Annotated in this window: 30 protein-coding genes and 1 pseudogene; 20 read left to right on the forward strand and 11 right to left on the reverse strand. The window is 37.0% G+C overall.

All coding sequences use genetic code 11. The features are described from left to right. Window positions 1–9 precede the first annotated feature (9 nt). The 3 genes from SAZ04_RS06110 (at window position 10) to SAZ04_RS06120 (ending at window position 2,063) form a co-directional block, all read left to right on the forward strand. Window positions 10–249, forward strand: a complete 240-nt coding sequence (locus SAZ04_RS06110) for a hypothetical protein (RefSeq protein WP_332692617.1) — start codon at window positions 10–12, stop codon at window positions 247–249. Between the two features lie 12 nt (window positions 250–261). After that, window positions 262–1,377 (forward strand): GerAB/ArcD/ProY family transporter, encoded by a 1,116-nt coding sequence (locus SAZ04_RS06115; RefSeq protein WP_332692620.1) that lies wholly within the window; start codon window positions 262–264, stop codon window positions 1,375–1,377. A gap of 215 nt (window positions 1,378–1,592) precedes the next feature. Further along, entirely contained in the window at window positions 1,593–2,063 is a 471-nt protein-coding gene (locus SAZ04_RS06120; protein WP_332692623.1) for a hypothetical protein, read from the forward strand. 61 nt (window positions 2,064–2,124) lie between these two features. Here the strand turns inward: SAZ04_RS06120 and SAZ04_RS06125 are convergent, their stop codons facing one another. Together SAZ04_RS06125 and SAZ04_RS06130 are read right to left on the reverse strand one after the other, a co-directional pair. Further along, window positions 2,125–2,277, reverse strand: coding sequence for a YjcZ family sporulation protein (locus SAZ04_RS06125; RefSeq protein WP_332692626.1), 153 nt, complete (start codon window positions 2,275–2,277; stop codon window positions 2,125–2,127). 45 nt (window positions 2,278–2,322) lie between these two features. Beyond that, window positions 2,323–3,447, reverse strand: a complete 1,125-nt coding sequence (locus SAZ04_RS06130) for a dicarboxylate/amino acid:cation symporter (RefSeq protein WP_332692629.1) — start codon at window positions 3,445–3,447, stop codon at window positions 2,323–2,325. Between the two features lie 96 nt (window positions 3,448–3,543). Between SAZ04_RS06130 and SAZ04_RS06135 the strand changes: the two genes are divergently transcribed. The 9 genes and pseudogenes from SAZ04_RS06135 (at window position 3,544) to SAZ04_RS06175 (ending at window position 9,597) form a co-directional block, all read left to right on the forward strand. Beyond that, a complete protein-coding gene (locus SAZ04_RS06135; protein ID WP_332692632.1) occupies window positions 3,544–4,659 on the forward strand; it encodes an NAD(P)/FAD-dependent oxidoreductase in 1,116 nt (371 codons plus the stop codon). Between the two features lie 214 nt (window positions 4,660–4,873). After that, window positions 4,874–5,173: a hypothetical protein gene (locus SAZ04_RS06140; protein ID WP_332692635.1), complete on the forward strand. Its 300-nt coding sequence runs from the start codon at window positions 4,874–4,876 to the stop codon at window positions 5,171–5,173. A gap of 180 nt (window positions 5,174–5,353) precedes the next feature. Beyond that, complete coding sequence (locus SAZ04_RS06145) at window positions 5,354–5,686, forward strand: hypothetical protein (protein WP_332692638.1); 333 nt, start codon at window positions 5,354–5,356, stop codon at window positions 5,684–5,686. Window positions 5,687–5,831: 145 nt separating this feature from the next. Then, window positions 5,832–6,485: a hypothetical protein gene (locus SAZ04_RS06150; RefSeq protein WP_332692641.1), complete on the forward strand. Its 654-nt coding sequence runs from the start codon at window positions 5,832–5,834 to the stop codon at window positions 6,483–6,485. Between the two features lie 151 nt (window positions 6,486–6,636). Further along, complete coding sequence (locus tag SAZ04_RS06155) at window positions 6,637–7,152, forward strand: hypothetical protein (RefSeq protein ID WP_332692644.1); 516 nt, start codon at window positions 6,637–6,639, stop codon at window positions 7,150–7,152. 146 nt (window positions 7,153–7,298) lie between these two features. Beyond that, window positions 7,299–7,612: pseudogene (locus SAZ04_RS06160) on the forward strand (alpha/beta fold hydrolase); the annotation flags it as partial. A gap of 188 nt (window positions 7,613–7,800) precedes the next feature. After that, complete coding sequence (locus tag SAZ04_RS06165) at window positions 7,801–8,592, forward strand: HAD family hydrolase (RefSeq protein ID WP_332692647.1); 792 nt, start codon at window positions 7,801–7,803, stop codon at window positions 8,590–8,592. 205 nt (window positions 8,593–8,797) lie between these two features. Then, on the forward strand, window positions 8,798–9,235 hold the full coding sequence (locus tag SAZ04_RS06170; RefSeq protein ID WP_332692650.1) for an SRPBCC family protein: 438 nt from the start codon (window positions 8,798–8,800) through the stop codon (window positions 9,233–9,235). Further along, on the forward strand, window positions 9,235–9,597 hold the full coding sequence (locus SAZ04_RS06175; RefSeq protein WP_431308967.1) for an ArsR/SmtB family transcription factor: 363 nt from the start codon (window positions 9,235–9,237) through the stop codon (window positions 9,595–9,597). The genes SAZ04_RS06170 and SAZ04_RS06175 overlap by 1 nt, the downstream gene beginning before the upstream one ends. 181 nt (window positions 9,598–9,778) lie before the next feature. Here the strand turns inward: SAZ04_RS06175 and SAZ04_RS06180 are convergent, their stop codons facing one another. From SAZ04_RS06180 to SAZ04_RS06210, 7 genes are all read right to left on the reverse strand, one after another. After that, window positions 9,779–10,204 (reverse strand): Hsp20/alpha crystallin family protein, encoded by a 426-nt coding sequence (locus SAZ04_RS06180; protein WP_332692653.1) that lies wholly within the window; start codon window positions 10,202–10,204, stop codon window positions 9,779–9,781. Between the two features lie 79 nt (window positions 10,205–10,283). Continuing rightward, window positions 10,284–10,502, reverse strand: a complete 219-nt coding sequence (locus tag SAZ04_RS06185) for a spore germination protein (RefSeq protein ID WP_332692656.1) — start codon at window positions 10,500–10,502, stop codon at window positions 10,284–10,286. Window positions 10,503–10,537: 35 nt separating this feature from the next. After that, window positions 10,538–10,948, reverse strand: coding sequence for a spore germination protein GerPE (locus SAZ04_RS06190; RefSeq protein ID WP_332692659.1), 411 nt, complete (start codon window positions 10,946–10,948; stop codon window positions 10,538–10,540). A gap of 15 nt (window positions 10,949–10,963) precedes the next feature. Continuing rightward, the gene (locus SAZ04_RS06195; RefSeq protein WP_332692661.1) at window positions 10,964–11,140 is read right to left on the reverse strand and encodes a spore gernimation protein GerPD; all 177 of its coding nucleotides are present in this window, start codon (window positions 11,138–11,140) and stop codon (window positions 10,964–10,966) included. Window position 11,141: 1 nt separating this feature from the next. Beyond that, window positions 11,142–11,762 carry a spore germination protein GerPC gene (gerPC, locus tag SAZ04_RS06200; RefSeq protein WP_332692664.1) on the reverse strand — a complete coding sequence of 207 codons (621 nt, stop codon included), beginning with the start codon at window positions 11,760–11,762 and terminating at the stop codon, window positions 11,142–11,144. A 21-nt stretch (window positions 11,763–11,783) separates the two neighbouring features. Next, on the reverse strand, window positions 11,784–11,999 hold the full coding sequence (locus tag SAZ04_RS06205) for a spore germination protein GerPB (RefSeq protein ID WP_332692667.1): 216 nt from the start codon (window positions 11,997–11,999) through the stop codon (window positions 11,784–11,786). Window positions 12,000–12,010: 11 nt separating this feature from the next. Then, window positions 12,011–12,232 carry a spore germination protein gene (locus SAZ04_RS06210; RefSeq protein ID WP_332692670.1) on the reverse strand — a complete coding sequence of 74 codons (222 nt, stop codon included), beginning with the start codon at window positions 12,230–12,232 and terminating at the stop codon, window positions 12,011–12,013. A 414-nt stretch (window positions 12,233–12,646) separates the two neighbouring features. On the opposite strand from SAZ04_RS06210, the gene SAZ04_RS06215 reads away from it, so the two are divergent. Together SAZ04_RS06215 and SAZ04_RS06220 are read left to right on the forward strand one after the other, a co-directional pair. Further along, complete coding sequence (locus SAZ04_RS06215; RefSeq protein ID WP_332692673.1) at window positions 12,647–12,886, forward strand: hypothetical protein; 240 nt, start codon at window positions 12,647–12,649, stop codon at window positions 12,884–12,886. A 622-nt stretch (window positions 12,887–13,508) separates the two neighbouring features. Continuing rightward, on the forward strand, window positions 13,509–14,867 hold the full coding sequence (locus SAZ04_RS06220) for an MATE family efflux transporter (protein ID WP_332692676.1): 1,359 nt from the start codon (window positions 13,509–13,511) through the stop codon (window positions 14,865–14,867). Between the two features lie 59 nt (window positions 14,868–14,926). On the opposite strand, the gene SAZ04_RS06225 is transcribed toward SAZ04_RS06220, so the two are convergent. Beyond that, on the reverse strand, window positions 14,927–15,847 hold the full coding sequence (locus tag SAZ04_RS06225) for a DMT family transporter (RefSeq protein ID WP_332692679.1): 921 nt from the start codon (window positions 15,845–15,847) through the stop codon (window positions 14,927–14,929). 190 nt (window positions 15,848–16,037) lie between these two features. Between SAZ04_RS06225 and SAZ04_RS06230 the strand changes: the two genes are divergently transcribed. Together SAZ04_RS06230 and SAZ04_RS06235 are read left to right on the forward strand one after the other, a co-directional pair. Further along, window positions 16,038–16,775, forward strand: coding sequence for a DNA polymerase beta superfamily protein (locus tag SAZ04_RS06230; protein WP_332692682.1), 738 nt, complete (start codon window positions 16,038–16,040; stop codon window positions 16,773–16,775). A gap of 106 nt (window positions 16,776–16,881) precedes the next feature. Further along, the gene (locus SAZ04_RS06235) at window positions 16,882–18,057 is read left to right on the forward strand and encodes a hypothetical protein (protein ID WP_332692685.1); all 1,176 of its coding nucleotides are present in this window, start codon (window positions 16,882–16,884) and stop codon (window positions 18,055–18,057) included. Between the two features lie 164 nt (window positions 18,058–18,221). Here the strand turns inward: SAZ04_RS06235 and SAZ04_RS06240 are convergent, their stop codons facing one another. Next, on the reverse strand, window positions 18,222–19,199 hold the full coding sequence (locus SAZ04_RS06240; protein WP_332692944.1) for an ABC transporter substrate-binding protein: 978 nt from the start codon (window positions 19,197–19,199) through the stop codon (window positions 18,222–18,224). A gap of 236 nt (window positions 19,200–19,435) precedes the next feature. On the opposite strand from SAZ04_RS06240, the gene SAZ04_RS06245 reads away from it, so the two are divergent. From SAZ04_RS06245 to fhuF, 4 genes are read left to right on the forward strand one after another with little or no spacing between them, the layout of a single operon-like run. Beyond that, window positions 19,436–20,440 carry a FecCD family ABC transporter permease gene (locus SAZ04_RS06245; protein ID WP_332692946.1) on the forward strand — a complete coding sequence of 335 codons (1,005 nt, stop codon included), beginning with the start codon at window positions 19,436–19,438 and terminating at the stop codon, window positions 20,438–20,440. Then, entirely contained in the window at window positions 20,437–21,498 is a 1,062-nt protein-coding gene (locus SAZ04_RS06250) for a FecCD family ABC transporter permease (RefSeq protein WP_332692688.1), read from the forward strand. Before SAZ04_RS06245 ends, SAZ04_RS06250 begins: the two co-directional genes overlap by 4 nt. A 20-nt stretch (window positions 21,499–21,518) precedes the next feature. Further along, window positions 21,519–22,355, forward strand: a complete 837-nt coding sequence (locus tag SAZ04_RS06255; protein ID WP_332692690.1) for an ABC transporter ATP-binding protein — start codon at window positions 21,519–21,521, stop codon at window positions 22,353–22,355. Next, a complete protein-coding gene (fhuF, locus tag SAZ04_RS06260; RefSeq protein WP_332692693.1) occupies window positions 22,327–23,088 on the forward strand; it encodes a siderophore-iron reductase FhuF in 762 nt (253 codons plus the stop codon). Before SAZ04_RS06255 ends, fhuF begins: the two co-directional genes overlap by 29 nt. Window positions 23,089–23,173 lie beyond the last annotated feature (85 nt).

The raw sequence follows: 23,173 nt of genomic DNA on the forward strand, positions 1-23,173 counted from the left end.
GGGATAAAGATGATTGATAAAATAATCATTGTTTTGGTCTTGTACATAGTTCTACTTTTATTCGATCTTCCAAGATTAAAAAAAAACGAGAAGCGGGTCACTTATATCTATTCAATCATGATCGTAATAACTTTTTATTTAAGTGCAGATTTTATTTTTGAGGCAGAATGGCCAAATATAAGAGGTCTAATCAATGTTATTTTTTTAGGACCAGCTGAACTTGTCGCTGACTATTTAATGGGTAAGTAAAGGAGGATTTAGATGAAGGATCAAGAAACGGTCAGCGACGGACAAATGGCATTTATTTTTTTAAGTTTTTTAATTGGATCAGCTATTGTTAATATTCCAGCGCCATTAATTAATAGTGCAGGGAACGCAGCATGGGCATCCCTGTTAATCGCAAATGGACTTGGTATTCTTCTTTTAGGTTGTATCCTTTATTTAAATCGTCAATATAAAGGGTTAACGTTTGTTGACTACACTCGAAAAAATTTCGGGAAATGGGTCATGGTACTTATGCTAATACCTTTTGTTATCATGCTTTTTTTCATGCTGTCTAATATTGTATTTGATGTCGGTCTTTTTTTGCATAACACGATGATGAGAACGACACCTGTTTACATTTTTCATTTATTTATTTTTCTTGTTGCGGCTCTTACCGTATATGCAGGAATTGAGGTCATGGGCAGAATGTTTACAATGCTTCTCATATTTGTAGTAGGAATGTTTTTTCTATTTCTTTTGTTGATCATTCCTATGCTCCGACCAGAATATCTTTTACCATTATTCCCTGACGGTCTGAAACCTGTTTTTCATGGGACCTATTTAGCTTTTGGATTTCCTTATGCAGAAGTAATTTTATTCGCTGTTCTTCTTCCGTTTGCTCGTAATGAAAAAGGAGGAACCCTAGAAAAAAAGATGTATATTGCTATCGTACTTAATTTTTTTCTTTTATTAGTTGCCGTTCTAGTATCCATTATGATTTTAGGGCCTACTGGTGCAGATATTAAATACTCATTATTTTATATAGCCACGTTAATTGATATTCAAGATATATTAACTAGGCTAGAAGCAGTCATTGCAATGAGTTGGATAATCGGTTCTTATATGAAGGCAACGGTCGTTTTGTTCGTAATTAATTTCATGATCTCACAATTATTAAACCTTAAAGATGACAGGATCTTAATCTTTCCGAGCGCATTACTGGCTTTTCTCTTGTCTGTTTCTAATTACAATGAACAGGAGTTTGTCGAAGTTGTAACGGTTGTATGGCCTTTCCTTATAACAGTTGTAGGTGTGCTGCCTATTCTTTTTATAACATTTTTAACTTTTGTGAAAAAGAAATTTAAAAAACAAAAAAATCAATTAGACGCATAGGGTCAATATAAGATAATCTATAACGATACTATCAGTACTGAAGTTATCTCTTTCCAACAGTAGTTGAGGAATGTCATATGTTAAACAAACAACTTTTATCTATGTTGTAACTTATCGTTCATGCCCTATCAATTTATAAAAAGAATATTGTCAAATTTGTGGTCTTTAATACTAGGATTAGGAATAATAAATAGTATCGAAAGTGAGGTGAAAGGATGATTTTCATTTCATTGGCAATGTTCTTTTTCTTATTTTTTATTGTGGTGCTTGCTATTGCGGCTAAACGTGCTACGAATACGCTAAACGAAGAGGAGAGAGAAGATATGGTGAAACAAGTATATCATTATGCGGTTGCTTTTATTACTCTTATTATGATTATTGGAGGAGGCGTATTTGCCTTCATGTCAGTTGCGGACTATGTATCTCCTAATACGTATGTTGAATCATTTGAAGATTATAAGAATATGAGTGGTTATAAAGTAGAAATAGAGAACGTAGAAAAAGAAAAATTGAGTGAGCACGAGATACGTGCACAGTATGATGCGATGGTTGTACAACAAAATGAACAGAGTAAACAGTTTGCCTTAAATAGTTTCATAAAAAGCTTAGGATGGATTTTAATTCCACTTCCTATATTTGTTTTCTTTCAGCGCCGGATAAACCGAGAAAAAAAGAATCACTCTTGATTTTCAGAGCTCACAAAAGGGGCAGTTCTAGGTGACACTGTCCCTCTTTGGTTATTATTCATTAGCAAACATATGCAGAGCCTACAATAATAAGTAGGATGAAAAGAACAACGATTAATGTGAAGCTACTTCCTGAAACGTGACCCATGATCCATTCCTCCTTATAAGTGATTACACCATAACCTATGTAAGGGGAAGGAATTTGGGTGGGCATCTGTCCTAGATTTGTCGAAAATAGGCTAGAGCCTAGACAGGTTCTTTACTTAGCCCAACGGTCGATTAACACATTAATTGCGCCATCACCGGTTACATTTGTCGCCGTTCCAAAACTATCTTGTGCCATATAAAGTGCAATCATGAGGCCGATTGCGGCTTCTGTAAAACCAAGCATCGACGTTAAAACACCTAGTGCTGCTATGATCGCTCCTCCTGGAACACCTGGAGCTGCAACCATAATTAATCCGAGCATGAAAATGACAGGTATCATTGTTACAAAAGAAGGTTGAGTAAGTTCTGGTGATAGAGCCAGAACTGCAACTGCGCACATAACAATCGTAATGACACTACCTGATAAATGAATCGTCGCGCAAAGTGGAACACCGAAGTTGGCAAGGTCTTCTTTAACCTTATTCCGCTTCACTGATTTTAACGTTACAGGAATGGTAGCAGCACTACTCATGGTTCCTATCGCTGTAAAATAAGCAGGTAACATATTTTTCAATAATACAAATGGATTTTTCTTCGCAACGACACCTGCAATTGCATATTGAATCAACAACCAAATCCAATGAGTACCAATCGCAAGAAGCAATACGACACCAAATACTTTCAGAGTTCCAAATACTTCGCCTCTAAATGCTAACTCTGCAAAGATCCCCGCTATATAAAAAGGCAAAAATGGAATAATAATTTTTGCTATGACTAACTCGATAATAGCTTTTCCCTCATCAAACACTTTTTTCAGCCATTCAGCTTCTGTTTTTGCAATACCAATACCAAATACAAACGCCGTTATTAACGCAGTTACAACGCCCATCAGCGGAGCAATCTCTATATTGAGAAAGGGTTCTAATGTTGAACCTTCAACGACTTCTTTTGTTTCTGTTGATAAGTAAGGAATAACAGTAAAAGCAATTAGTAAAGATAAAATTCCAGCAGTGATCGTCGAGATATAAGCAGTCCCAACAGTCATCCCGACAAGACGACCAGAGCTTTTTCCTAAACCGGCCACGCCACTAGCGATAAAAAATAAAATAATAAATGGGATAATAAAGCCAATAAAACTCCCAAAAAGAACTTTCATTGTGAGTAGTATTCGAATTAAAAACTCAGGTCCAATCAAACCTACAATAATTCCAATTAGTAATTTTAATAATAATTTCATGAATGAATCCCCTTGCTCTTTCTTTCATTGAGCTGATGCAGTTGATCATGTAAAATAACGGGATGAAGGAAATTTAATGTGAAAAAGGTGTTTTACATGGATACATACATCGTAGTTGGAGCAGGAATTCTTGGAGCGACTACCGCTTATCGTCTCGCAAAAGCGGGAGCAAGTGTCACATTGGTCGATCGTCGTGATCAAGGGAGAGCATCGGTTGCTGCAGCAGGAATCGTCTGCCCTTGGCTATCGCAACGCAGAAATCAAGCTTGGTATCAGTTAGCAAAAGGCGGAGCTAAGTATTATCCGTCTCTAATAGAAGAGTTAGAAGCTGACGGTGAGGCGGACACAGGTTATGCCAAAGTCGGTGCAATCAGCATTCATTTAGATGAAAAAAAATTAGATAAAATGGAGGAACGGGTCATAAAGCGCCGTATGGATGCACCAGAGATTGGTGAAATTACAAGGTTAACTCATGCAGAAACAAAAGCACTGTTTCCACCATTATCAGATGAATACGGAGCTCTTCATATAAGTGGTGCTGCCCGTGTTAATGGAGAAGCGTTGTGTCAGGCTTTGATTCGTGCAGGAAAAAGACATGGAGTGAGATTCATTCATGGTGATGCGAAATTATTGTTTTCAGGTAATCAGGTAATAGGAATAAAATTGAAAGAGGAGTCACTAACGGCTGATCAAGTCATTGTTACAGCAGGGGCGTGGGCAAAAGAACTATTGCAACCATTAGGAATTGAGTTTCAAATCGAGCCACAAAAAGCCCAAATCGTCCACCTGGATTTACCGGAAACAGATACAAATGCATGGCCTGTTGTCATCCCCCCTACAAACCAATATCTGCTAGCATTCGAAGGGGGAAGAGTCGTTGTAGGGGCAACACATGAAAATGGTGTTGGGTTTGATAACCGAATCACGGCAGGTGGTCTTCATGAAATCTTAACAAAAGCACTAATGATTGCACCAGGATTAGAGTCAAGCACGGTCGTTGAAACAAAAGTAGGGTTTCGACCAGTTGCCCCAGGATTCCTTCCAATTATTGGGCCTATCCCGAACTATCAAGGTATTCTAGTTGCCAATGGTCTAGGATCTTCAGGATTAACAGTTGGACCATATCTTGGCTCTGAACTAGCCAAGCTTGCATTACGTGAGAAAATGGAAATCGACATTAGTCTTTATGATGTAGCAGGGGCAATTGGTTGAGACAGAAGGTTCTGACCTTTACAACTCGAGCAAATAACAGAAAAAACCGATAAAACATAGAAAAATATCAACAAAGTAACAGAACGGTATCGCAAAAGTTGTAAAATCCTCCTATTGAAATGGTAAAGTTGTGGATTGACTATATTTTTCTGGGCAAGGGGAATACGATGTCAATGTAACAAAAAACAAAAATCGTTTTTAGGAGGAATTTACAATGAAAAAGAAGATGTTAGTAACAGCAGCAACAGCGATTCTTACTGTAGGAGTTCTTGCAGCGTGTGGAGATAGTGAAGAACCAACTTTAAATGAAGATGCAAACTTGGAAACTGAAGTTGAGATGGATGGCGGCGCTGAAGGAACAGAAATGGACGAAGGTGTAGAAGAATTCCCTGAAGAAGAAGGAACTGATACAGAGGAATTCGATACGGACTTCGGTACTGAAGAAGAAGGAACAGAAGAATTTGATACAGAGTTTGATGCAGAAACGGATGATTCTGAAGAGGATGTACAGTAGTTTGAAAGAGTTTCACCTTATAAGAAAGTGAAAAAATACCTATCTCTTTATAGGGCATCCTATTTCCTCTATAGAGAGTCTATATAGATTTTAGGTGGTTAAAAATGTGCTTTGTGTTTCTCTAAACGAAGGTTACAAAAAAAGGCTCCTAATTCAATTCATCAAAGAGGAGGAATTGATGTGGGCAATGATAGTTATGATCAAATTCGAAGTAACCTCCCACCAAACAAACAAGATGAGAGAATTAAAAAATGCCGTGTTAGAAAGCCCTGGTACAATAAAGGCTGGATCTGGCTGATTGTGGCTATTATTGGAATAGCTGTGTTGTTTTTCGGGCTTTCTGGAATTACAGAAGAAATAGCAAACATGAACGAGTCGATTCAAGCACAAACGGCTTCTATAGATGAACAAAATCAAGTTTTACAGTTCCTCAAAGAGGGTATGAAGGATCTTACGGTGGCCATTCAAGAGGCAATTAGTACGTTTGAAGATTCAATAAATGACTCTGCTTAAGTTAAACCCCATCATTTCAAGAAGATACTTCTTGTTTGTGATGGGGATTTTTTATCTAGGTCATCTATCGTATGACCTCTAGCACATTGGGTTATAAGGAAATCTACTATATAATGAAAGTAGAATGAGATAAAATGGAGGAACTATGAAGAAATTTGGATACATGTTTATTGGGGCAGTTTTCACACTTATTCTTTCAATAGGATATATGACGTTTGCGGATACTTTCAGCTCTAGCGATACACAACTGGAAAAGGAAGAAGTGTTTCCTACAGTAAACACCGATAGTAGCGAGTCATTGTACACGAATGAAATAGAAGCTGAACAAGTTGAACTGGTTGAAGAAACTCCTTTTTTAGTGTCAACAATCAATTTGTCAAACGAAAGTGCGGCTCAGGAAACACATCGTAATAAAATCGTCGATCCTGTACCAGTAAAGGAAGAAGTAGAAGTACAGTTAGAACGAGAAAAAGGTGACGACTTCTTTCAACAAATGGAAAAACTTGAAATAGAGATTGAAGCTGACAAAGCAAAGATTGAAATTAAACAAGAAAGAAAAAAGAATAGAATTAAATCAGAAGTAGAAATTGAGTGGAAGAATGAAAAAATAAAGCTCAAAAATAAAAAGGCTGATGAGTTTCTTGACAAACTTTTCTCTTCTTATAGTGTTCAATCCGCTGAAGATTTGCAGTTGCTAACAAAAAAAATGCTTGAAGATTATAACCTTGATCTGAATGATGCAAAAATTGAAATTAAAGTAAGTCAAAAAAACGGAAAAAAGTATGAGTATAAAAAATGATTGAGAGGGTGTCCAAAATGGTCGGTTTATGACCATTTTGGACACCCTCTTAGTAAATGAGCGAAGCCGCTACCTGTTTAGGTGGTATGATGGAGAGGGAAGAATGCATTGGATTCTAGGGGGATTAAAGGGAAAAGTGAGGGAGTAAACATTGTTTGATCCAACGGTTTTTGAAAATATAAAAGTGGCAATTGAAAATTATGTGTATGATTTAGATAACGTAAGTGGAGAAATCGATGTAACCAATCGAATGGATCGCTTAGAATTAGCCGTGATGTCTAGAGAATTTCGTCTTCAATTTTCACTTCCTAATCAAAATGAAATCACTGCAGAAATTGTGCTGCAAGCGTCAATAAAAGATCTAGCCGATGAGATATTGGAAGTGCTTGGAGAAAGTCCAGGTAGCAGCCTGCTTGTGCGATATATGCTGCAAGTGGAAGATGTAGAATCCGAATGCAAACACATTGAAACCATCATGAGAAAGATTTGGGATCCAGTCTTACCTCCTATCCAAACAGTTAGCTTTGCTTATGGCAAGGAGGATAGCCTGTATATGAACACAGTAGAGCTCAGATTTCCACATAAAATTAATGAAGAGCAAATGAGGGACATTCCAGAGTTTGTAGATCATGTACGAAAGACGCTTGTTGAATTAAATAAAGGTTGATTTGAAGAAGTTTCTACCAAAAGAAAAGGTAGGAACTTTTTCTATATTTATAAGCTGAAGTAGATTGGGTTGAATTCATTCTTTGCGGTTTTTCTTATTGTATAAAGTGGTGTTGCAGAGTCAATGCTAGAGCCCAGGAGGCTATGATGACGAAACTTGATTTTATATTTGTTGAGACAAATGGTGTAACGCTTCATGTCGCTGTTGTAGGACCAAAAGGAGGACCTCTTGTGATTCTTATGCATGGTTTTCCTGAGTTCTGGTATGGCTGAAAAGATCAAATTGATCCTTTACTGAAGCGGGGTATCGTGTCGTCATTCCGGATCAGCGTGGTTATAATGTTAGTGAGAAGCTAACAGGATTTGAGGCTTACACTCTTGATGTGTTACGAGATGATATTGTTGGCTTAATTCACTACTTCAAGCGGGAAAAAGCTACAATTATCGCTCATGATTGGGGCAACTGCGGCACCAATTCTACAAGTAACAGGTCAGATCCACTTGGATTTGATCTTTTTTATTTTTTTACCTGCATCTATTTATGAGTCGGAAGAGGAACATGGTATAATATGTTAGAAGTTATTTTACATACATAGATTTTTTAATAGAATGGTTACGTTTAAAAATATAAGTATTAAAGGAGATTCCTATGCCAGATTACAAAGTATTATTTCTTGATATTGATGGGACGATTTTAACGCCAGATGATACGATTGAAGACTCAACGAAAATTGCCGTAAAACAAGTCAAACAAAAGGGGTTAGAGGTGTTTCTTGCAACGGGTCGACCGCTTCATGAAATTAGGGAAATCGGACAAGAATTAGAGATTGAGTCATTTATTGGCTATAACGGTGCTTATGCCATCCATAAAGGAAAGGACGTATTTATCGAACGGATGGACGCACATATGATTGAAACCTTTTTACATGTTGCCAAAGAAAAAGGTCATGAAGCAGTTATGTATACAAACAAGAAAAATGTACTTACATCAAATGATTCTCAAGTCATGGAAGACTTTATTCAGCACTTCCATTTAAAACATAATGTCTTGTATCAATCAGAGTACCAAAATCAAATATTGGGCGTTTCTCTTCTGAATTTAGGGGGAAATGATGTGGTTCTTTATGAAGAAGGAAATAACATTCACTTGTCTTCTATCAACGTACCAGGGTTTAAAGAGCATTCATACGATGTCATTCGAGACGAAGTGAATAAAGGATTTGCGGTTCAAAAGGTCGTGGATTTGCTCGGATTCAAACCTGAAGAGGCCATTGCTTTTGGGGATGGAATGAATGATAAAGAAATGCTTTCATTAGTCGGTGCTGGATTTGCGATGGGAAATGCCCATCCTGATTTATTTCAATACGCTAAGCATAAAACAACTGACGTACAGAATTCTGGAGTTTTTAATGGGTTGAAGTCATTGGAATTGGTTGAATAGAAAATAGTTCAAATCTTCTCAGAGGATGAGCTGGTTTGGACTTTTTGTTTTGAGTAGGTGTTAAAGATGGATTACTGGAAATCAAAGCTTCATAATAATAGAGATCATTTACACAAATACTAAAGAGTAATGTTGACATGTAACCATTTGGTTTCGTATGATAAAAAGTGAAACCAATTGGTTACATATAATGGAGGAATTCATAATGGGAGATAACAAAACAGTAACGCCAGATATTCGAAAAAATGAAGTGCTTCATGCAAAAATTGAAAAGGTTTGGGATGCCGTCGCAACGGCGGAAGGCATTGATTCATGGTTCATGCCCAATGATTTTAAACAAGAATTAGGGTATGAATTTACTATACAATCTCCTTTTGGACCGACGCCGTGTAAAGTGTTAGAACTTGATCCGCCAAATCGTCTTGCGTTTTCTTGGGGAGAAGATGGTTGGAAGGTCTCGTTTGAGTTAAAAGACTTAGGGGATAAGACTGAATTTACACTAATTCATTCCGGTTGGGGAGCACCTGATGAAATTGTTCCAGGACCTGGACCAGATCAAACAAATAAGGATATTCGCAATATCATGAACATTGGTTGGGATTCAATTGTTGCAGAAAAACTTCGTGAAGTAGTTGAGGCATAATGTCTGCTGCCCAAAGGCATGATGTTTTTCAAGCGATTGCAGATCCGACAAGAAGAAAAATGCTGCGAATGTTGGCTGATGAGGAAATGCCTGTTACGGTCATTAGTAACCATTTTCCTATGAGCAGGACAGCTGTTTCAAAACATTTGCGTATTCTCTCTGAATCGAACCTAGTAAGTGTTGAGAAAGTAGGGAGAGAAAAACGATACAAACTTCAAGCAGAAGCTCTGCTTGAATTAAAACAGTGGCTATCCTTTTATGAGCAGTTTTGGGATAACAAGATGTCCAAACTGAAACATATTGTCGAGAATGATGCGGCAAGTGAGTTGAAATTACAACTAAGGAAAAAGCAGAGGGAATAGTCCTTCATGATTAATGACTTTTAAGAACATTACATTACAGATGAATGAATTTGGAAGGATGTGGGTTGACGTTAGAGTAGTAAGTTAAATAGAATAATTGATCAATTGATTCTAGGAATGCAATAACCCTCACAATTTGATAAAAACAAAACAAGCTCAGCAATTATACAGCTGCTGAGCTCTACTCATCATCACGAATCGATATTCCTTTTTGCCCCATATTATTGTCTGGTATTAAACGATATAAGTGAATTGTAATTAAACCACGGTTGTATGATGCATCGATTTTATCTTTCCGAATAGGAAAGGGTAATTCAATGATTCGCTTAAAAGGACCTTGGGTAATTTCCTGTTGAATTAATTGAAAACCAGGATACTCAAAGCTAGTATTCCCACTCACTTCTAATGTGTTTTCACCAACATTCAGATAGATATCTTCCACTTTTTTTATTCCGGGTAAGAAGAGAATGCACTTTAATTCATGCCCGGCTTGATAAATGTTTGCTCTTGGGTGTTGATCATTCCCGCTAAATACGTTTTGAAAGTTTTTCCAAAATTCATCTTGGAAATGTGACTTAAATGGATGGTTCCATTCAGATGAATTCAATTTCATTCACCACCTTCATCTATATTTATATGTTATTGCTAATTTCAATGAGGTGATCTCTCGTTAAGAGGCTTGATACTTACACATTCCCGGCTACGTTTTGATCCGCCAGATCTGGATCAAATGTATTATTCATATTAAACCCATTATTCGTTATGATAAAATCACCTGTGTTGCCACTACCTGATCCTGAAACTTGTTTAGATGTATGTTTTGGAGAAATATTTTGTGAATCACCGAAATTGATCACACCTTCATTTGAGTTAATTTTAAAAGGTCCACAAACAATGGAAGGCATAAAAAAACACCCTTTTCTATTTAGAATAATGTATTTTATTCAGATGAAAGAGAATCGTTCCTTTTACCGTTCTTATCCGAATCCTCTTGTAATTGTCGAATGTGTTTCACTCTTGATTCTGCATCGATCGTTTTTGTCGATCCAATGTGTAATACACCTGATGCTGAACAGCTGATTACGTCAATGTTATTCACCTGAATAAAGGAAGATTCATTGTATTTCTTAAAGTTTACGTATTCATCTATGATTGGTTTAGGGATAGGCTTTGTAAATATAGGAAAAGCTTCAAAGTTTCCCTCATCTCCAAAAAAGAGCTCATATTCACGTTGGACGGCAAGTGCCTTCGAGCGTGGTTTAACGTGACAAGAGTCACCAATTTCAAAAACAGAACCAATCGATACATCTGTAACAGAGATCGTTTTAACAGATGATGTTCGTTTAAACATAGTTTATACCCTCCTTTATGAACGGGCAAGTGGAACGAATGGACCGATAATTAACGATTCAGCTGGTGTGTCAAATACAGAAGATAACGTGATCGAGTCAGTGTCACCGACTAAAAAAACAGAAGAACTAGACACACCGGTAATTCGAATATTGTCGACACATATATGTTTATTAACGACTGTAAAATTCATGTTATGAGTTAGTCTCCTTTCGTGGTAGGTTTCTAACAAACTCGCCATATGTTTTAAGAATGTCTTCTCGCACTTTATTGAACGTCATTTCCTCAACCTCTGCAACTTGTTCTTGCTCTAACGTGTTTGTATTTATTTGACTGACGTAATGGTTGATACGATGATCGACTTGTCTTCTAATATCTTCAATAATATATTGACGATAATGGCTATCCAATTGGTAGTTATGTTGCATTTCAATCGATTCGATGTCTTGCAAGCATGCTCCGTTTAAATAGTCATGGACACGTCGTTGTACTGTCTCATTTATCATTGGTTGTTGTTTATTTACTTGAGGCACCTGTAATTCTTTTTGATTAACGGCAAAATCTTCAATTGAATTTTCTCCATTTTGAGGAGTGATGCCAATATTTAAGGTGCCTTCTAATCTCTCAACTTTTAATTGGTCAAACTTATATTCGATTTTTTCAATGTTTGATATTTTTTCTCGTTTTAAGGTGTTCATTTCGTTTTGAAGCTGCTGAATGACCGACTCTAATTGAGTTATTCTTTGGTGTTGAGAATGAATATACCCATAGATTTGCTGGAGATTTTGTGCCGGATCTGAGTTATTGTAATACATAAAACCTCCTCCTTTTTAGCATTATGTTGAGCCAGTGGGTGGAGCTAGAGGGACTAGTGGCGGGCGAGATTCATTTCCTCCTGCTTCAGGTGCTGGTTCAGTAAAGCCGCCTGTATTGTAAAGATTTGCTAAAGGTTTTATCATTCCAGCACTTCCAATCTGTAAAACAGAAGAGTTTGTAATGCCCTCAACTCTCAAATTGTGTATCGTAATACTTTGATTAATATGAAAGTTCATGAGCTCCTCCTTTATATGACTGATTTAATATTTGAATCATTTACATCTTGATCATACGTTTTCGTTATACTATGATCATTTCGTATTTTTAAATAATCACCTGTATTAAATGAACCTGCTCCAGCAAACGTTTTGGATGTACTAACTGGATTCATTGTAAATACGTCTCCAATATTAAATACACCGCTGCTTCCTACACTGATTACTTTTACGGCTCCTACAATAGCTGGCATAGTTAAACCCATCCTTTTTATCAATAGCTATTAATAAAGTATGCTAACCCGTGATAAATGTTCGTATGTATATATGCCTAAAAAGGATAATGAACAGGCGGAGATTGATAAGTTTAAAAACAATCCACCGAAGAATAATTGTTTATCTAAGGTACATCGAATGACTGTTTATCGAGTGGCTAATAACTAACACTTCTAAACAAAACAGATTAGATAAGCACCCATTAGCTTACTCTTTCATAGATTAACAATGATATGAAAGAAAGGAGTGGTTAGGTGGGTAATAAATTTTTTGGAACTAATAGTCAAAAGCCTAAAGTATTTGCACATCTTCAGACACAAATTGATGATGTCAATCAAAGGGTCTTTTATTCGAATTGAGTTATTGAAGGTATTGAGTCGCAGTTAAATGAATTGCAACATACAGTCAAAGACTACGATCAAATTCATGTAACCTTATCCAATCATTTAAAAGAGCAGGAGACATCTACACTTAATCTGCAAACGATGCACGAGAGTCTAAAACAACTAGTCGAGCAAAAAAGCAACATACAGGAAGAATTAGTGACAAAGCTAGAACAATATGAAATAAAGAGACAATCTGGCAACGACTTTATCACTCCAACATCGAGATCAAGAGAATTTGCACCTTGACCTGTACACACAGCTTATCCAACTAAAATCAATAACGGCCGAAGAATCAAATCATGTAAAGAAATCGATCGCTAAATTGAAATCAGAAATCAAACAACTTCAATTGAACGAAAAGGATAGTAAGAAACAGTCTGTTTATTGATTTTTATAGAGTAGAAACAGGTCCAATAACGGTGCTATAGAGTGAGAACTATTCTCTTTGTTTTTTATACGAACAGTTCTGGCAAGTACTATCTATAAAATAACAGCGTTTCTCGACATGAGGAACGCCTCCTCTACTTTGTTTACATATAATTGAGGTGATACTTAATGAAGTTAAATCGGGACTGTAAGAAAAAATGAATTGTTTTCCCAGGTAATAAGAGAGAAGAGACTTACAAAGATCATTCGAAGATAGGTTGTTGAATGGACTGTAATTTTACAAACGGAGGTGCGTGCTAGAATCAAGTATCGCATTTTGATATGCTTAACAGCAGTGCGAAACCTTGATAAAACCATGATGGGATAGATAAGCATTGTCAGGTTTTTTGATGGAGTAGGAGGGTCCGATTTGTAAGAGTATATTCCATGAGCTATGATTTAAGTTATAGTGACTAGAAATAGAAGGCGCGGGGGAACAGTTATGTATCATGCAAAGACATGGAAAAAAAAAGTGACTTTATTTCTTGCAATACTATGGCCAATTATGGTGACACAAATTAGTTTCTACGCAATGAACCTTGTAGATACAATGATGTCTGGGCGAGTTGGGACAAATGATTTAGCAGGTGTCGCAATTGGTTCAAGTTTATGGATGCCAATTTTTACAGGGATAAATGGAATATTGCTTGCAGTAACGCCTGTTGTCGCCCAATTAATAGGTAGAGGTCAGCGTGATCAAATTTCTTATACTGTCATCCAGGCACTTTATTTATCGATTTTGCTTGCTTTGGCAGTTGTGCTAGGCGGTGTTTTTTTACTTGATCCGGTTTTATCGATTATGAATGTAGAACCAGCTGTTTATCATATCGCTTTTCACTATTTAATTGGACTATCGATAGGGATCATTCCATTATTTGCAGCGAATGTTCTTCGGTATTTTTTTGATGCGCAAGGGTACACACGAATTACGATGGTCATTACCGTTCTGGCAGTTCCCTTTAATGTTTTGTTGAATTACGGGTTTATCTTTGGGAAGTTTGGGTTGCCGGCACTCGGGGGGATTGGGGCAGGGTATGCAACAGCGATTACATATTGGATTATTCTTTTATTAAGCATTTGGATGACTTTTAAGATAGATGTCATCCGTTATTATCAATTGTTTGTGATGTGGGTAGTTCCATCATGGAAAGCTTGGAGGGAACTGCTTTCAATCGGAATACCAATCGGACTTTCCATCTTTTTTGAGGCAAGTATTTTTTCTGTTGTGACGTTGTTAATTGGAATGATGTTTACAACCATTACGGTTGCGGCACATCAAGTTGCACTAAGCTTTACTTCACTTATTTTTATGATACCTCTAAGCATTTCAATGGCGTTAACAATCGTTGTCGGATTTTCAGTAGGCGCGGAGCGGTTGCGAGCTGCTAGACAATACAGCAAACTTGGTGTTTTAGGTGGCATTGGTATTATGGCAATAGGGGCTGTTTTTCTTTATTTCTTTCGAGAACAAATTGCTTTTCTTTATACGGAAGACCGAGAAGTCGTGTTACTTGCTAGCCAGTTTTTTATTATCGCGATATTTTACCAGCTTTCCGATGCTGCTCAAGCAGGTTTACAAGGAGTGCTGAGAGGGTATAAAGATGTAAAGATTCCGTTTATCACGGCGTTTATTTCTTATTGGATTATCGGAATTCCTTCGGGCTATTTGTTAGCTGCGTTTACAGATCTTGGTCCGTTTGGCTTTTGGATAGGAATTATTTTAGGACTGACTTGTGCAGCACTTGGCTTTTTAGTGCGAATGCAAATCATTCAAAAAAGAACAGCAAATAGTAATTTATAGAAGTTTCATAATAGGAGGTCTAAGATAATAAAAATCCTTTTTGGATCTCCTATTATATATTAGCCATGCATTTCTTTCTCAGGAGATTGGATCTCCTTCACTTTAGCGGACGTTTCTTTTGTAGATAAGTACACGCCAACAATAACGACAATTCCACCAATTAATTGAAATATTGATACGGTTTCACCTAAGAATAGAACGGCTCCGATGATCGTGAAGACAGGTAGCAAATTTAAAAAGATTGATGCACGCGATGGTCCGATTGCTGCAACTCCTTTGTTCCAAAAAACTAAGGCTACAAAAGATGGGAAAATCCCCAAATAAAGCAAACCAAATATCAATTTTGGTTCCAATAAATGCAGGATACCTACTCTCCATTCAACAGCAGCAAATGGAAATAAGATGATAACCGCTAAAAATAACATAATGGCCAAACTTCCGTATAGCGGGTATTTATGGCTATGTTGTTTAATTAAAAGCGTATAAACGGCCCAAGCAATAACAGCGAGCAAAACAAGGACATCACCTAGGTTAAATTGTAATTGACTGATAATCGTCCAAGACCCTTTTGTTATCACCCATAATGCCCCGATTAATGATAAAAAGATTCCTGTGCATTGTATACTATTAAGTCTTTCCTTCAAAAACAACATTCCTAAGATCACTGCAAAAACTGGTGTTGTCGTTTCAATAACAGCTACATTCGTGGAAGAAGTAAACTGCAGTGATGCATACAAAAACAAATTAAATAATATAATACCGCTTATAGAAAGAGCAACAATCGGTTTCCGTTCTTTCATCCAAAGCGATCGATTTCTCTTCAGGTCCTTCCATCCTAATGGCAACAGAATAAGAAAGGCAATTAAACACCGAAAAAATGTCATCGTAATGGGGGGCAAATCACTTATGGCTTTTCCAATTAAAATGTTTCCCGAGAATATGATCATTGTAATAGTAAGCAGCAAATAAGAACGTAACATGATGTATCATCCACCTTTTCAGTAGATATTGTATCATGGATAATTAGGTAGGTAGTAGAAGGATTGGATATTTTCATAGCATGCTTTAAAACAAAGCAACGGCTACGCTCATTGTGCTTAGAGGCTAGTGGGGATGTTTCCCGTTTGATAGCGAAATAATCAGGAATAATAGAAGACAGGAGGGGAGTAAATGGAACGATTAGTCGCATTTAAGACATTAGTCGGATCGGCGAATTACAATTTAACGACTGCAGAATCAGACAAAGATTATAAAGTTTTTATATTGCCAACATTCGCTGATCTATACTATAGCAAGACATACACTGCAAGTATTATCGGGGATACGATCGATCAGGACTATCATGACATTAGAAAACTCGTTAGCCTTTTTTGGAAATCGAATGTTAATTTTGTTGAGGTGCTCTTTTCTAGCGATGTAACGATAAATAAAACGATTTGGATCAAAGAATCAATTGAGCAAATTTTTGCTATGAAAAACGAAATCGCAGCAATGAATATCCCATATCTCTATAAAGCGTGTAAGGGAATGTATTATAGCAAAATAAAGTATATCGAAACAGGAAATGAAAGCACAAACTATTTAGTTGAACAATTCGGATATGATTTAAAGTCTGCAATGCATGCTTATCGGATTTTGGACTTTATCGAAAGGTTTGCGGAGAGGGAATTTACTAATTTTCAAACTGCCATCAAGTACGACGACAAAGGCAGAGAATTTATGCTTAGTATTAAAAATGGACAGTTTACAAAAGCCGAATACATAAAACTAGTGGAAAAGAAAATGTCTACCTTTGATAAACTGGAGAATCTTTACTTGCAGCAACCAGTGAGAGAAGAAAGCAAAGAGAAGCTAGAGCATATTGTTTTTCGATTAGTTTCTGAAAATGTACTAAATGAATTAAGGTAACGGGGGGATGTTTTCAATCAACAACAGTTAGTAAATTAAAAGGCACTCAACACACTAACTCTTCATAGACTAACCATATCTTGGATAGCAAGGAGTGAGTGTTATTGTGGGCAATTTTTATGTGGAAAATAGTTTGAAGCCCAATGTATATGTGCAAACGAAAAATGACGAGGTCAATCAAAGTGTTTTTTATTCTAATAGTATTGAGTCACAAATAAGTGAACTTCAACAAACGATAAGATCTTATCGTCAAAAATATAAAAAAGTGTTGAACCAGTTAGAAGACCAGGAGAACACGACACAAAAGCTGCAAAGACGGTACAAGAAAGTTCAACGAACAATAAAAAGTCATACTAAAATGTATAAAAATCTTTCTAGTCAATTAAAATTGCAGGAAGCCACTACGGTAAAGTTACAAGGGAAGAACAAGAATTTCGAAAAAAAAATAGTGACCCATGAGCAGGTGCACACAGACCTTTCAAATCAATTAGATAAGCTAGAGAACACAACTCAAAATCTGCAAATGATGCAAGAAAAAATGCAACAAGAACACCATGACCAGAAACAGGAAGAACTTAGAGAGACCAGCACAACACAAACCCTTCAAAAAATGCAAGAAGAAATACAGCGAACACAAGAAACCATTGACAAGAAACACGAAGAACTGACGAATCTTGTAACAGAGCAGAAAATCAGCACAAGCCAAAACCTTCAAATCATGCATGAGAATATCCAAAGCAAAAATAAGCAAAAAAGCGACTTAGAACAAGAGTTAATGAACAAGTTGAAAATGTATGAAGAAGAGAGACGCTCCTTGCAATTAGAGCTTCTAAAGCTTTCTGAATTCCAAACAGTACTAACAGAGCGACTAGATTGTATAGAGCAGGTCAACAAAGACTTTATTGCCGAAATCAATCAACATAGTAATCGTTTAATGAAACAGGAAATTCTATCTGAGAAGGTAGAACAACAATATCAAAAAGTAAAACAGGATGATCTTGTTCAACAACTTGATTTACAAAAGGTTGATCACGATGATTTACTTCAGAAAGTCATAAAGAATGAAGAAGAACAAAAGAAAATTAAAGAAAGTTTTAAAGAGCTTGTAGATATAACGTCGACAATCTCAACCCAAATTAGCGATCATGAAAAGGTGCAATTAGAACTTTTCACAAAGCTTAATCAGCTTCAATCAGCAGGTTCTAACCAACCGAAAAAGCCCATAAGTCTAGTGAATTCAAAGATGACACAACATCCACCAAAGTTAGAGAGGTCTGAATAGTAGGCCAACCAAAAGGAATTATGATAAAGATCAGAACCTTTTTCAGTGCCGGGTATTCGCTACATTTTTAATAGTGCAAGAAAAGCAAAAGGACGAAACCGTTAAGATTTCGTCCTTTTGCTTTTCTTTTTATTTGTCTTAGTATATGAACTGAAATTCTAAAGTTATTTAAGGATTTTGCTCTCTAAGTCATCAATCATTAATTTAGCAGCAATAACCCCGCCAGCAGTATTCCAAACTTCATCACTCACTTTATGAGCATTGCCACTTTCTACAACTGGCAACTGCTGGAATAGGGGATCATCTAACCATTCTTGCTCTACTTTTGAACCTTCGCCGTCACCTGTTTCATAAGTGAAGTAGAAAAGAATATCACCATCCATGTCTGGAATCATTTCTTTTGTTGCTCCCATAATAGCGAACTCATCGACATTTTGTGATTCAGGACGGGCAAATCCAATTTCCTCAAGAATGACTCCTGAGAAAGAATCTTTTTGATAAATACGAACATCTCCACCTTGGAAACGGACCATAGATACTTCTAAGTCTAATACATCAGCAGCTTGTTCTTGGAAATCAGCAATACGATCAGCATAATCAGCTAATACTTGTTGGCCTTCTTCCTCTTTGTTAAGCGCTTCGGCATAAAGCTCGAAATTAATTTTCCAGTTCCCTTTAAGTGTTTCTGCATATACAGTTGGTGCAATAGCACTTAATTGTTCGTAAACAGCTTCCTGACGCATTTTGTTTCCGATAATTAAGTCAGGTTTTAGGGCAGCAATTGCTTCAAGATTAGGCTCACTTTCTGTTCCAACTTCTTGAACACCTCCCATTTGGTCACTAATGTGCTCATACCATGGGTCGCCAGTCCAAGATGAGACAGCTCCAACAGGTGTAACACCTAGTGATAGTAAAGCTTCTGTTCCTTCATTTGTTAAAATCACGACTCTCTCTGGTGTTTTTTTAATTTCAGTAGTACCCATGGCGTGTTCAACCGTATATGCGGTGTTAGACGTTTCGACTTCGGTATTATTCTCTGCTTCAGCGTTCTCTGTTTCTGGTGTTATTTCTTCAGAATTATTTCCGCAAGCAGCTAAAGCTAAGATAAGTGTGAACATAAGTACAGCAAGAATAGACTTCATTGATTTTTCTTTCAAAACATTTCCCTCCAAATAGTATGTAATTGATAATAAATTTCATTCGCAGTTACAATATTAAAGTTTGTTGACTTAAATGTCAATGCGTAAACGAAAATGATTCTCGTAATCATTGACAATAGTTATCATTTACAATAGACTAATAGTTAGAAATATGACGTTTAAAATAAGAAGATTAAGAAGTAGGAGACAATGCTCCTTACTTAAAAGGAGTCACCATGATGTTATTACAAACAAAGCGAGCAAAGGTTCTTGGACTTTTACTTGGAGCTGTTTTATTTCTCTTATTTATTTGTTTCAGTATTGTTTATGGATACACAAATACAACATGGAAAACAGCGATTGAAGCTTATACAAAGTTTAACGGGTCGAATGAACATCTTATTATTCAAACAGTACGCATGCCAAGGGCGTTAATTGCCGCTGCAGTTGGAGCTAGTCTAGGAATTGCAGGTGCCTTAATGCAAGCTTTAACTCAAAATCCATTAGCTGATCCGAAAATCTTTGGAATAAATGCTGGTGCTAGCTTTTTTATTGTTTTTGCCGTCTCCTTTTTTTCGATCACTTCATTAGGAATGTTTATTTGGATCGCTTTTTTAGGAGCTGCGGTGGCAGCTATCACCGTCTATTGTATCGGTTCATTAGGGCGAGAAGGACTAACGCCTATGAAATTTACGTTAGCAGGCGCTGCTATCTGGGCTTTGTTTTCTTCCTTAACTCAAGGAATGCTTGTCCTAAATGAAAAAGCATTAGAGGAAGTACTATTCTGGTTGGCTGGTTCTGTACAAGGACGAAAGCTTGAATACTTACAAACTGTATTGCCCTATATGACCATCGCTTGGGTTGGCTCATTAATAATTGCACGCCACATTAACCTTTTATCGATGGGAGAAGATATTGCTAAAGGACTAGGGCAAAAAACCGGACTGATCAAATTAGTTACTGCTGTGATCATTATTCTTCTTGCAGGAGGCTCAGTTGCGATAGCAGGTCCAATTGGATTTGTTGGTATTATGGTTCCTCATCTTGCTCGTTCTTTTGTGGGCATTGACCATCGCTGGTTGATTCCTTACTGTGCCATTATCGGAGGATGTTTGTTACTTTTAGCCGACATTAGTGCTCGGTATATCATCATGCCACAAGAAATTCCGGTTGGAGTTATGACGGCGATTATTGGGACTCCATTCTTCATTTATATTGCACGTAAGGGGTTGACTAAATCGTGAAGCTTAAGAATTATCTTGCATTCCGTCTTGGAAAAGAAAACATATCCTTTTTAGTTGACCGCAAGAGTTTAGTCGTCTTTTTAGTTCTCCTGTTTCTGACTGTTCTCACAGCTCTAGTCAGCGCAGGGTTAGGTGAGATGAAGATTAGCCCGATTAATGTAGTGAAGGCATGGTTTGGTTACGGACCAGACATGGAACGACTCGTTGTAAACTCGTTTCGCTTGCCAAGAATTATTATTGCGATACTAGTTGGAATTTCCTTCGCTATTTCTGGTGCGATGTTACAAGGGATTGTTCGAAATCCATTAGCCTCCCCTGATATTATTGGGATTACAGGAGGCGCAGCAGTCGCTGTTGTGTCCTTTTTAGCCATATTTAGTGATGAGAACAATGCCCTAACCGTAAGTATTAAATGGATGCCTTTAGCTGCCTTTATAGGGGCTACGGCAATTGCCTTTCTTATTTATATGTTAGCGTGGAAAAATGGTGTTTCTCCGATTCGATTAGTGTTAATTGGAATTGGTTTATCTGCCTTAACTCAAGCATTAACTACAATGTTTATGATTTTAGGTCCGATTTACCGAGCGAGCCAAGCAAACATTTGGCTAACAGGTTCAATCTACGGGGCTAGTTGGGAAAATGTATCAACTTTATTACCTTGGACGATTTGTTTACTTATCATCTTAGTTCTAGTTACGAGACATTTAAATGTGCAGGAGTTAGGTGATTCCGTGGCAATGGGTGTTGGGAGTGCAGTAGGACGTCAGCGAATGCTCCTCCTACTTATAAGTACTGGTTTTGCAGCAGGAGGAGTTGCGTTTGCGGGTGGAATTGGGTTTGTAGGATTAATAGCACCTCATATTTCTAGAAGACTTGTCGGTTCATCGTTTGGAGCATTACTTCCAGTTTCGGCATTAATAGGTGCGATATTAGTGTTGGTTGCAGACTTAATTGGAAGAGTGTCCTTTGGTCCAACTGAGATCCCTGCTGGTGTATTTACGGCAGTAATTGGAGCTCCATATTTTATTTACTTACTGTATAAACATAGAAATTTATAAATAGAAAGGAGTTACATGTTATGAGTCTAGAAGCATCAGCATTAACACTTGGTTATGGTGAGTCGATTATTATAGAGGATCTTAATTTGCAAATTCCTAAAGGCGAAATTACGGTTTTTATCGGTGGAAATGGTTGTGGGAAATCTACGTTACTACGATCGCTTGCAAGATTATTAAAGCCAAAAACGGGTTCAATTATTCTTGATGGAACGACAATTCAGAAAATGCAAACGAAAGAGATTGCCAAACAACTGGCCATTCTTCCGCAAGGTCCAGAGGCTCCTGAAGGTCTAACTGTTTTACAATTAGTTAAACAAGGGCGTTACCCATACCAAAACTGGTTAAAACAATGGTCCGAAGAGGATGAGAGAAAGGTCAACGAAGCGTTAGAAGCGACACAAATGACGGAACTAGCCGAAAGACAAGTTGATTCTCTATCAGGAGGCCAAAGACAAAGAGCCTGGATTGCAATGACGCTTGCTCAAGATACAGATACAATTCTATTAGATGAGCCAACTACGTACTTAGATATGACACATCAGATTGAAATTCTTGATTTATTATTTGACTTAAATGAAAGAGAGAATCGTACGATTGTGATGGTTCTCCATGACTTAAATTTAGCCTGTCGTTATGCTCATCATATTGTAGCTGTTCAAAATAAAACCATTTACGCTCAAGGAAAGCCTGAAGATGTCATTTCGTGTAACCTAATAAGAGACGTGTTTCGAATGGAATGCCAAGTCACAAATGATCCGATTTTCGGTACACCACTTTGTATTCCCTATGGAAAAGGGCGGTGTTTAGTGAATAAAGTAGGTGGAAACAATGGAACGCCTTCCGTTAAAATTGGATGAACAACAACGTCTACGTGAGTTTCGGGTCTGTTTTCAAAAAGGTGGAGACGATTCGTTAACGATTCCGATAAGGGATTTAACAAATAAAGATCTCTTAAAAAATTATATGGATCGTGTCCAACAAAAGCTAAACGCTCCTAGTTTAATGGTTGCAGCTTCCATGTTTTCTAAGCGCTATAGTTATTTAATTGTTGTTCCGGCTTTGTATTCCTTTTCAGCTTTGAATAAAAGGATAAATATATCAATTGATCATGTCAGTCTTGATCCGTCCGGGTCCAAAGATTATTGGCTGCCAGAGCTTTATCTTATGGATCAAACGGTTGTTTCTCCAAGTACGATAAAAGAAAGAGAAGAGTTACGAGAGCAGGTCATAAGAGAGATTTTTGCTAACCATCTAAATGTCATTTGGAATGAACTTTCAAAAATTGGGAAGATCCCGAAACAAATCCTTTGGGAAAATACCGCTATTTATCTTTTTTGGTTATATGAATCGTTATTAGAAAAAGAGTTGCCTGAGGTCACAAGAAATAAAATTAAAGATGACTTTCATTATTTGTTGTACAACGCTGAAGGTTCTCTGTTTGGAAAGTATCAGAGAAACCCTATGACTAAATTTTTTCATGATAAAATCATGATGGATGGTAGTGTAGTTCGGTTAAGAAGGACTTGTTGCTTTTCATATGAAGCAGAAACGAAAAAAATGTGCAAAACTTGCCCTAAGAATTCCTGCTAACATAATAGATAATACTAGCGAATGGTGCCTAGACCATTCGCTTAAAGTCGTGCACGGAGAAATTTAGTAGTTCTAAATAATAGAT

This window comes from Halalkalibacter lacteus (genome assembly GCF_036663595.1).
Taxonomy (GTDB): Bacteria; Bacillota; Bacilli; order Bacillales; family Bacillaceae_D; genus Halalkalibacter; species Halalkalibacter lacteus.

Excerpts from the sequence above, each read along its gene's own strand:
- gerPC (WP_332692664.1), bottom strand. The coding sequence starts at position 11,762 with ATGTATTACAATAACTCAGATCCGGCACAAAATCTCCAGCAAATCTAT.
- SAZ04_RS06210 (WP_332692670.1), bottom strand. The coding sequence starts at position 12,232 with ATGCCAGCTATTGTAGGAGCCGTAAAAGTAATCAGTGTAGGAAGCAGC.
- SAZ04_RS06205 (WP_332692667.1), bottom strand. The coding sequence starts at position 11,999 with ATGAACTTTCATATTAATCAAAGTATTACGATACACAATTTGAGAGTT.
- SAZ04_RS06140 (WP_332692635.1), top strand. The coding sequence starts at position 4,874 with ATGAAAAAGAAGATGTTAGTAACAGCAGCAACAGCGATTCTTACTGTA.
- SAZ04_RS06170 (WP_332692650.1), top strand. The coding sequence starts at position 8,798 with ATGGGAGATAACAAAACAGTAACGCCAGATATTCGAAAAAATGAAGTG.
- SAZ04_RS06130 (WP_332692629.1), bottom strand. The coding sequence starts at position 3,447 with ATGAAATTATTATTAAAATTACTAATTGGAATTATTGTAGGTTTGATT.
- SAZ04_RS06110 (WP_332692617.1), top strand. The coding sequence starts at position 10 with ATGATTGATAAAATAATCATTGTTTTGGTCTTGTACATAGTTCTACTT.
- SAZ04_RS06150 (WP_332692641.1), top strand. The coding sequence starts at position 5,832 with ATGAAGAAATTTGGATACATGTTTATTGGGGCAGTTTTCACACTTATT.
- SAZ04_RS06120 (WP_332692623.1), top strand. The coding sequence starts at position 1,593 with ATGATTTTCATTTCATTGGCAATGTTCTTTTTCTTATTTTTTATTGTG.
- SAZ04_RS06135 (WP_332692632.1), top strand. The coding sequence starts at position 3,544 with ATGGATACATACATCGTAGTTGGAGCAGGAATTCTTGGAGCGACTACC.
- SAZ04_RS06115 (WP_332692620.1), top strand. The coding sequence starts at position 262 with ATGAAGGATCAAGAAACGGTCAGCGACGGACAAATGGCATTTATTTTT.
- SAZ04_RS06240 (WP_332692944.1), bottom strand. The coding sequence starts at position 19,199 with ATGAAGTCTATTCTTGCTGTACTTATGTTCACACTTATCTTAGCTTTA.
- SAZ04_RS06255 (WP_332692690.1), top strand. The coding sequence starts at position 21,519 with ATGAGTCTAGAAGCATCAGCATTAACACTTGGTTATGGTGAGTCGATT.
- SAZ04_RS06245 (WP_332692946.1), top strand. The coding sequence starts at position 19,436 with ATGTTATTACAAACAAAGCGAGCAAAGGTTCTTGGACTTTTACTTGGA.
- SAZ04_RS06195 (WP_332692661.1), bottom strand. The coding sequence starts at position 11,140 with ATGAATTTTACAGTCGTTAATAAACATATATGTGTCGACAATATTCGA.
- SAZ04_RS06190 (WP_332692659.1), bottom strand. The coding sequence starts at position 10,948 with ATGTTTAAACGAACATCATCTGTTAAAACGATCTCTGTTACAGATGTA.
- SAZ04_RS06175 (WP_431308967.1), top strand. The coding sequence starts at position 9,235 with ATGTCTGCTGCCCAAAGGCATGATGTTTTTCAAGCGATTGCAGATCCG.
- SAZ04_RS06185 (WP_332692656.1), bottom strand. The coding sequence starts at position 10,502 with ATGCCTTCCATTGTTTGTGGACCTTTTAAAATTAACTCAAATGAAGGT.
- SAZ04_RS06230 (WP_332692682.1), top strand. The coding sequence starts at position 16,038 with ATGGAACGATTAGTCGCATTTAAGACATTAGTCGGATCGGCGAATTAC.
- fhuF (WP_332692693.1), top strand. The coding sequence starts at position 22,327 with ATGGAACGCCTTCCGTTAAAATTGGATGAACAACAACGTCTACGTGAG.
- SAZ04_RS06165 (WP_332692647.1), top strand. The coding sequence starts at position 7,801 with ATGCCAGATTACAAAGTATTATTTCTTGATATTGATGGGACGATTTTA.
- SAZ04_RS06220 (WP_332692676.1), top strand. The coding sequence starts at position 13,509 with ATGTATCATGCAAAGACATGGAAAAAAAAAGTGACTTTATTTCTTGCA.
- SAZ04_RS06125 (WP_332692626.1), bottom strand. The coding sequence starts at position 2,277 with ATGCCCACCCAAATTCCTTCCCCTTACATAGGTTATGGTGTAATCACT.
- SAZ04_RS06225 (WP_332692679.1), bottom strand. The coding sequence starts at position 15,847 with ATGTTACGTTCTTATTTGCTGCTTACTATTACAATGATCATATTCTCG.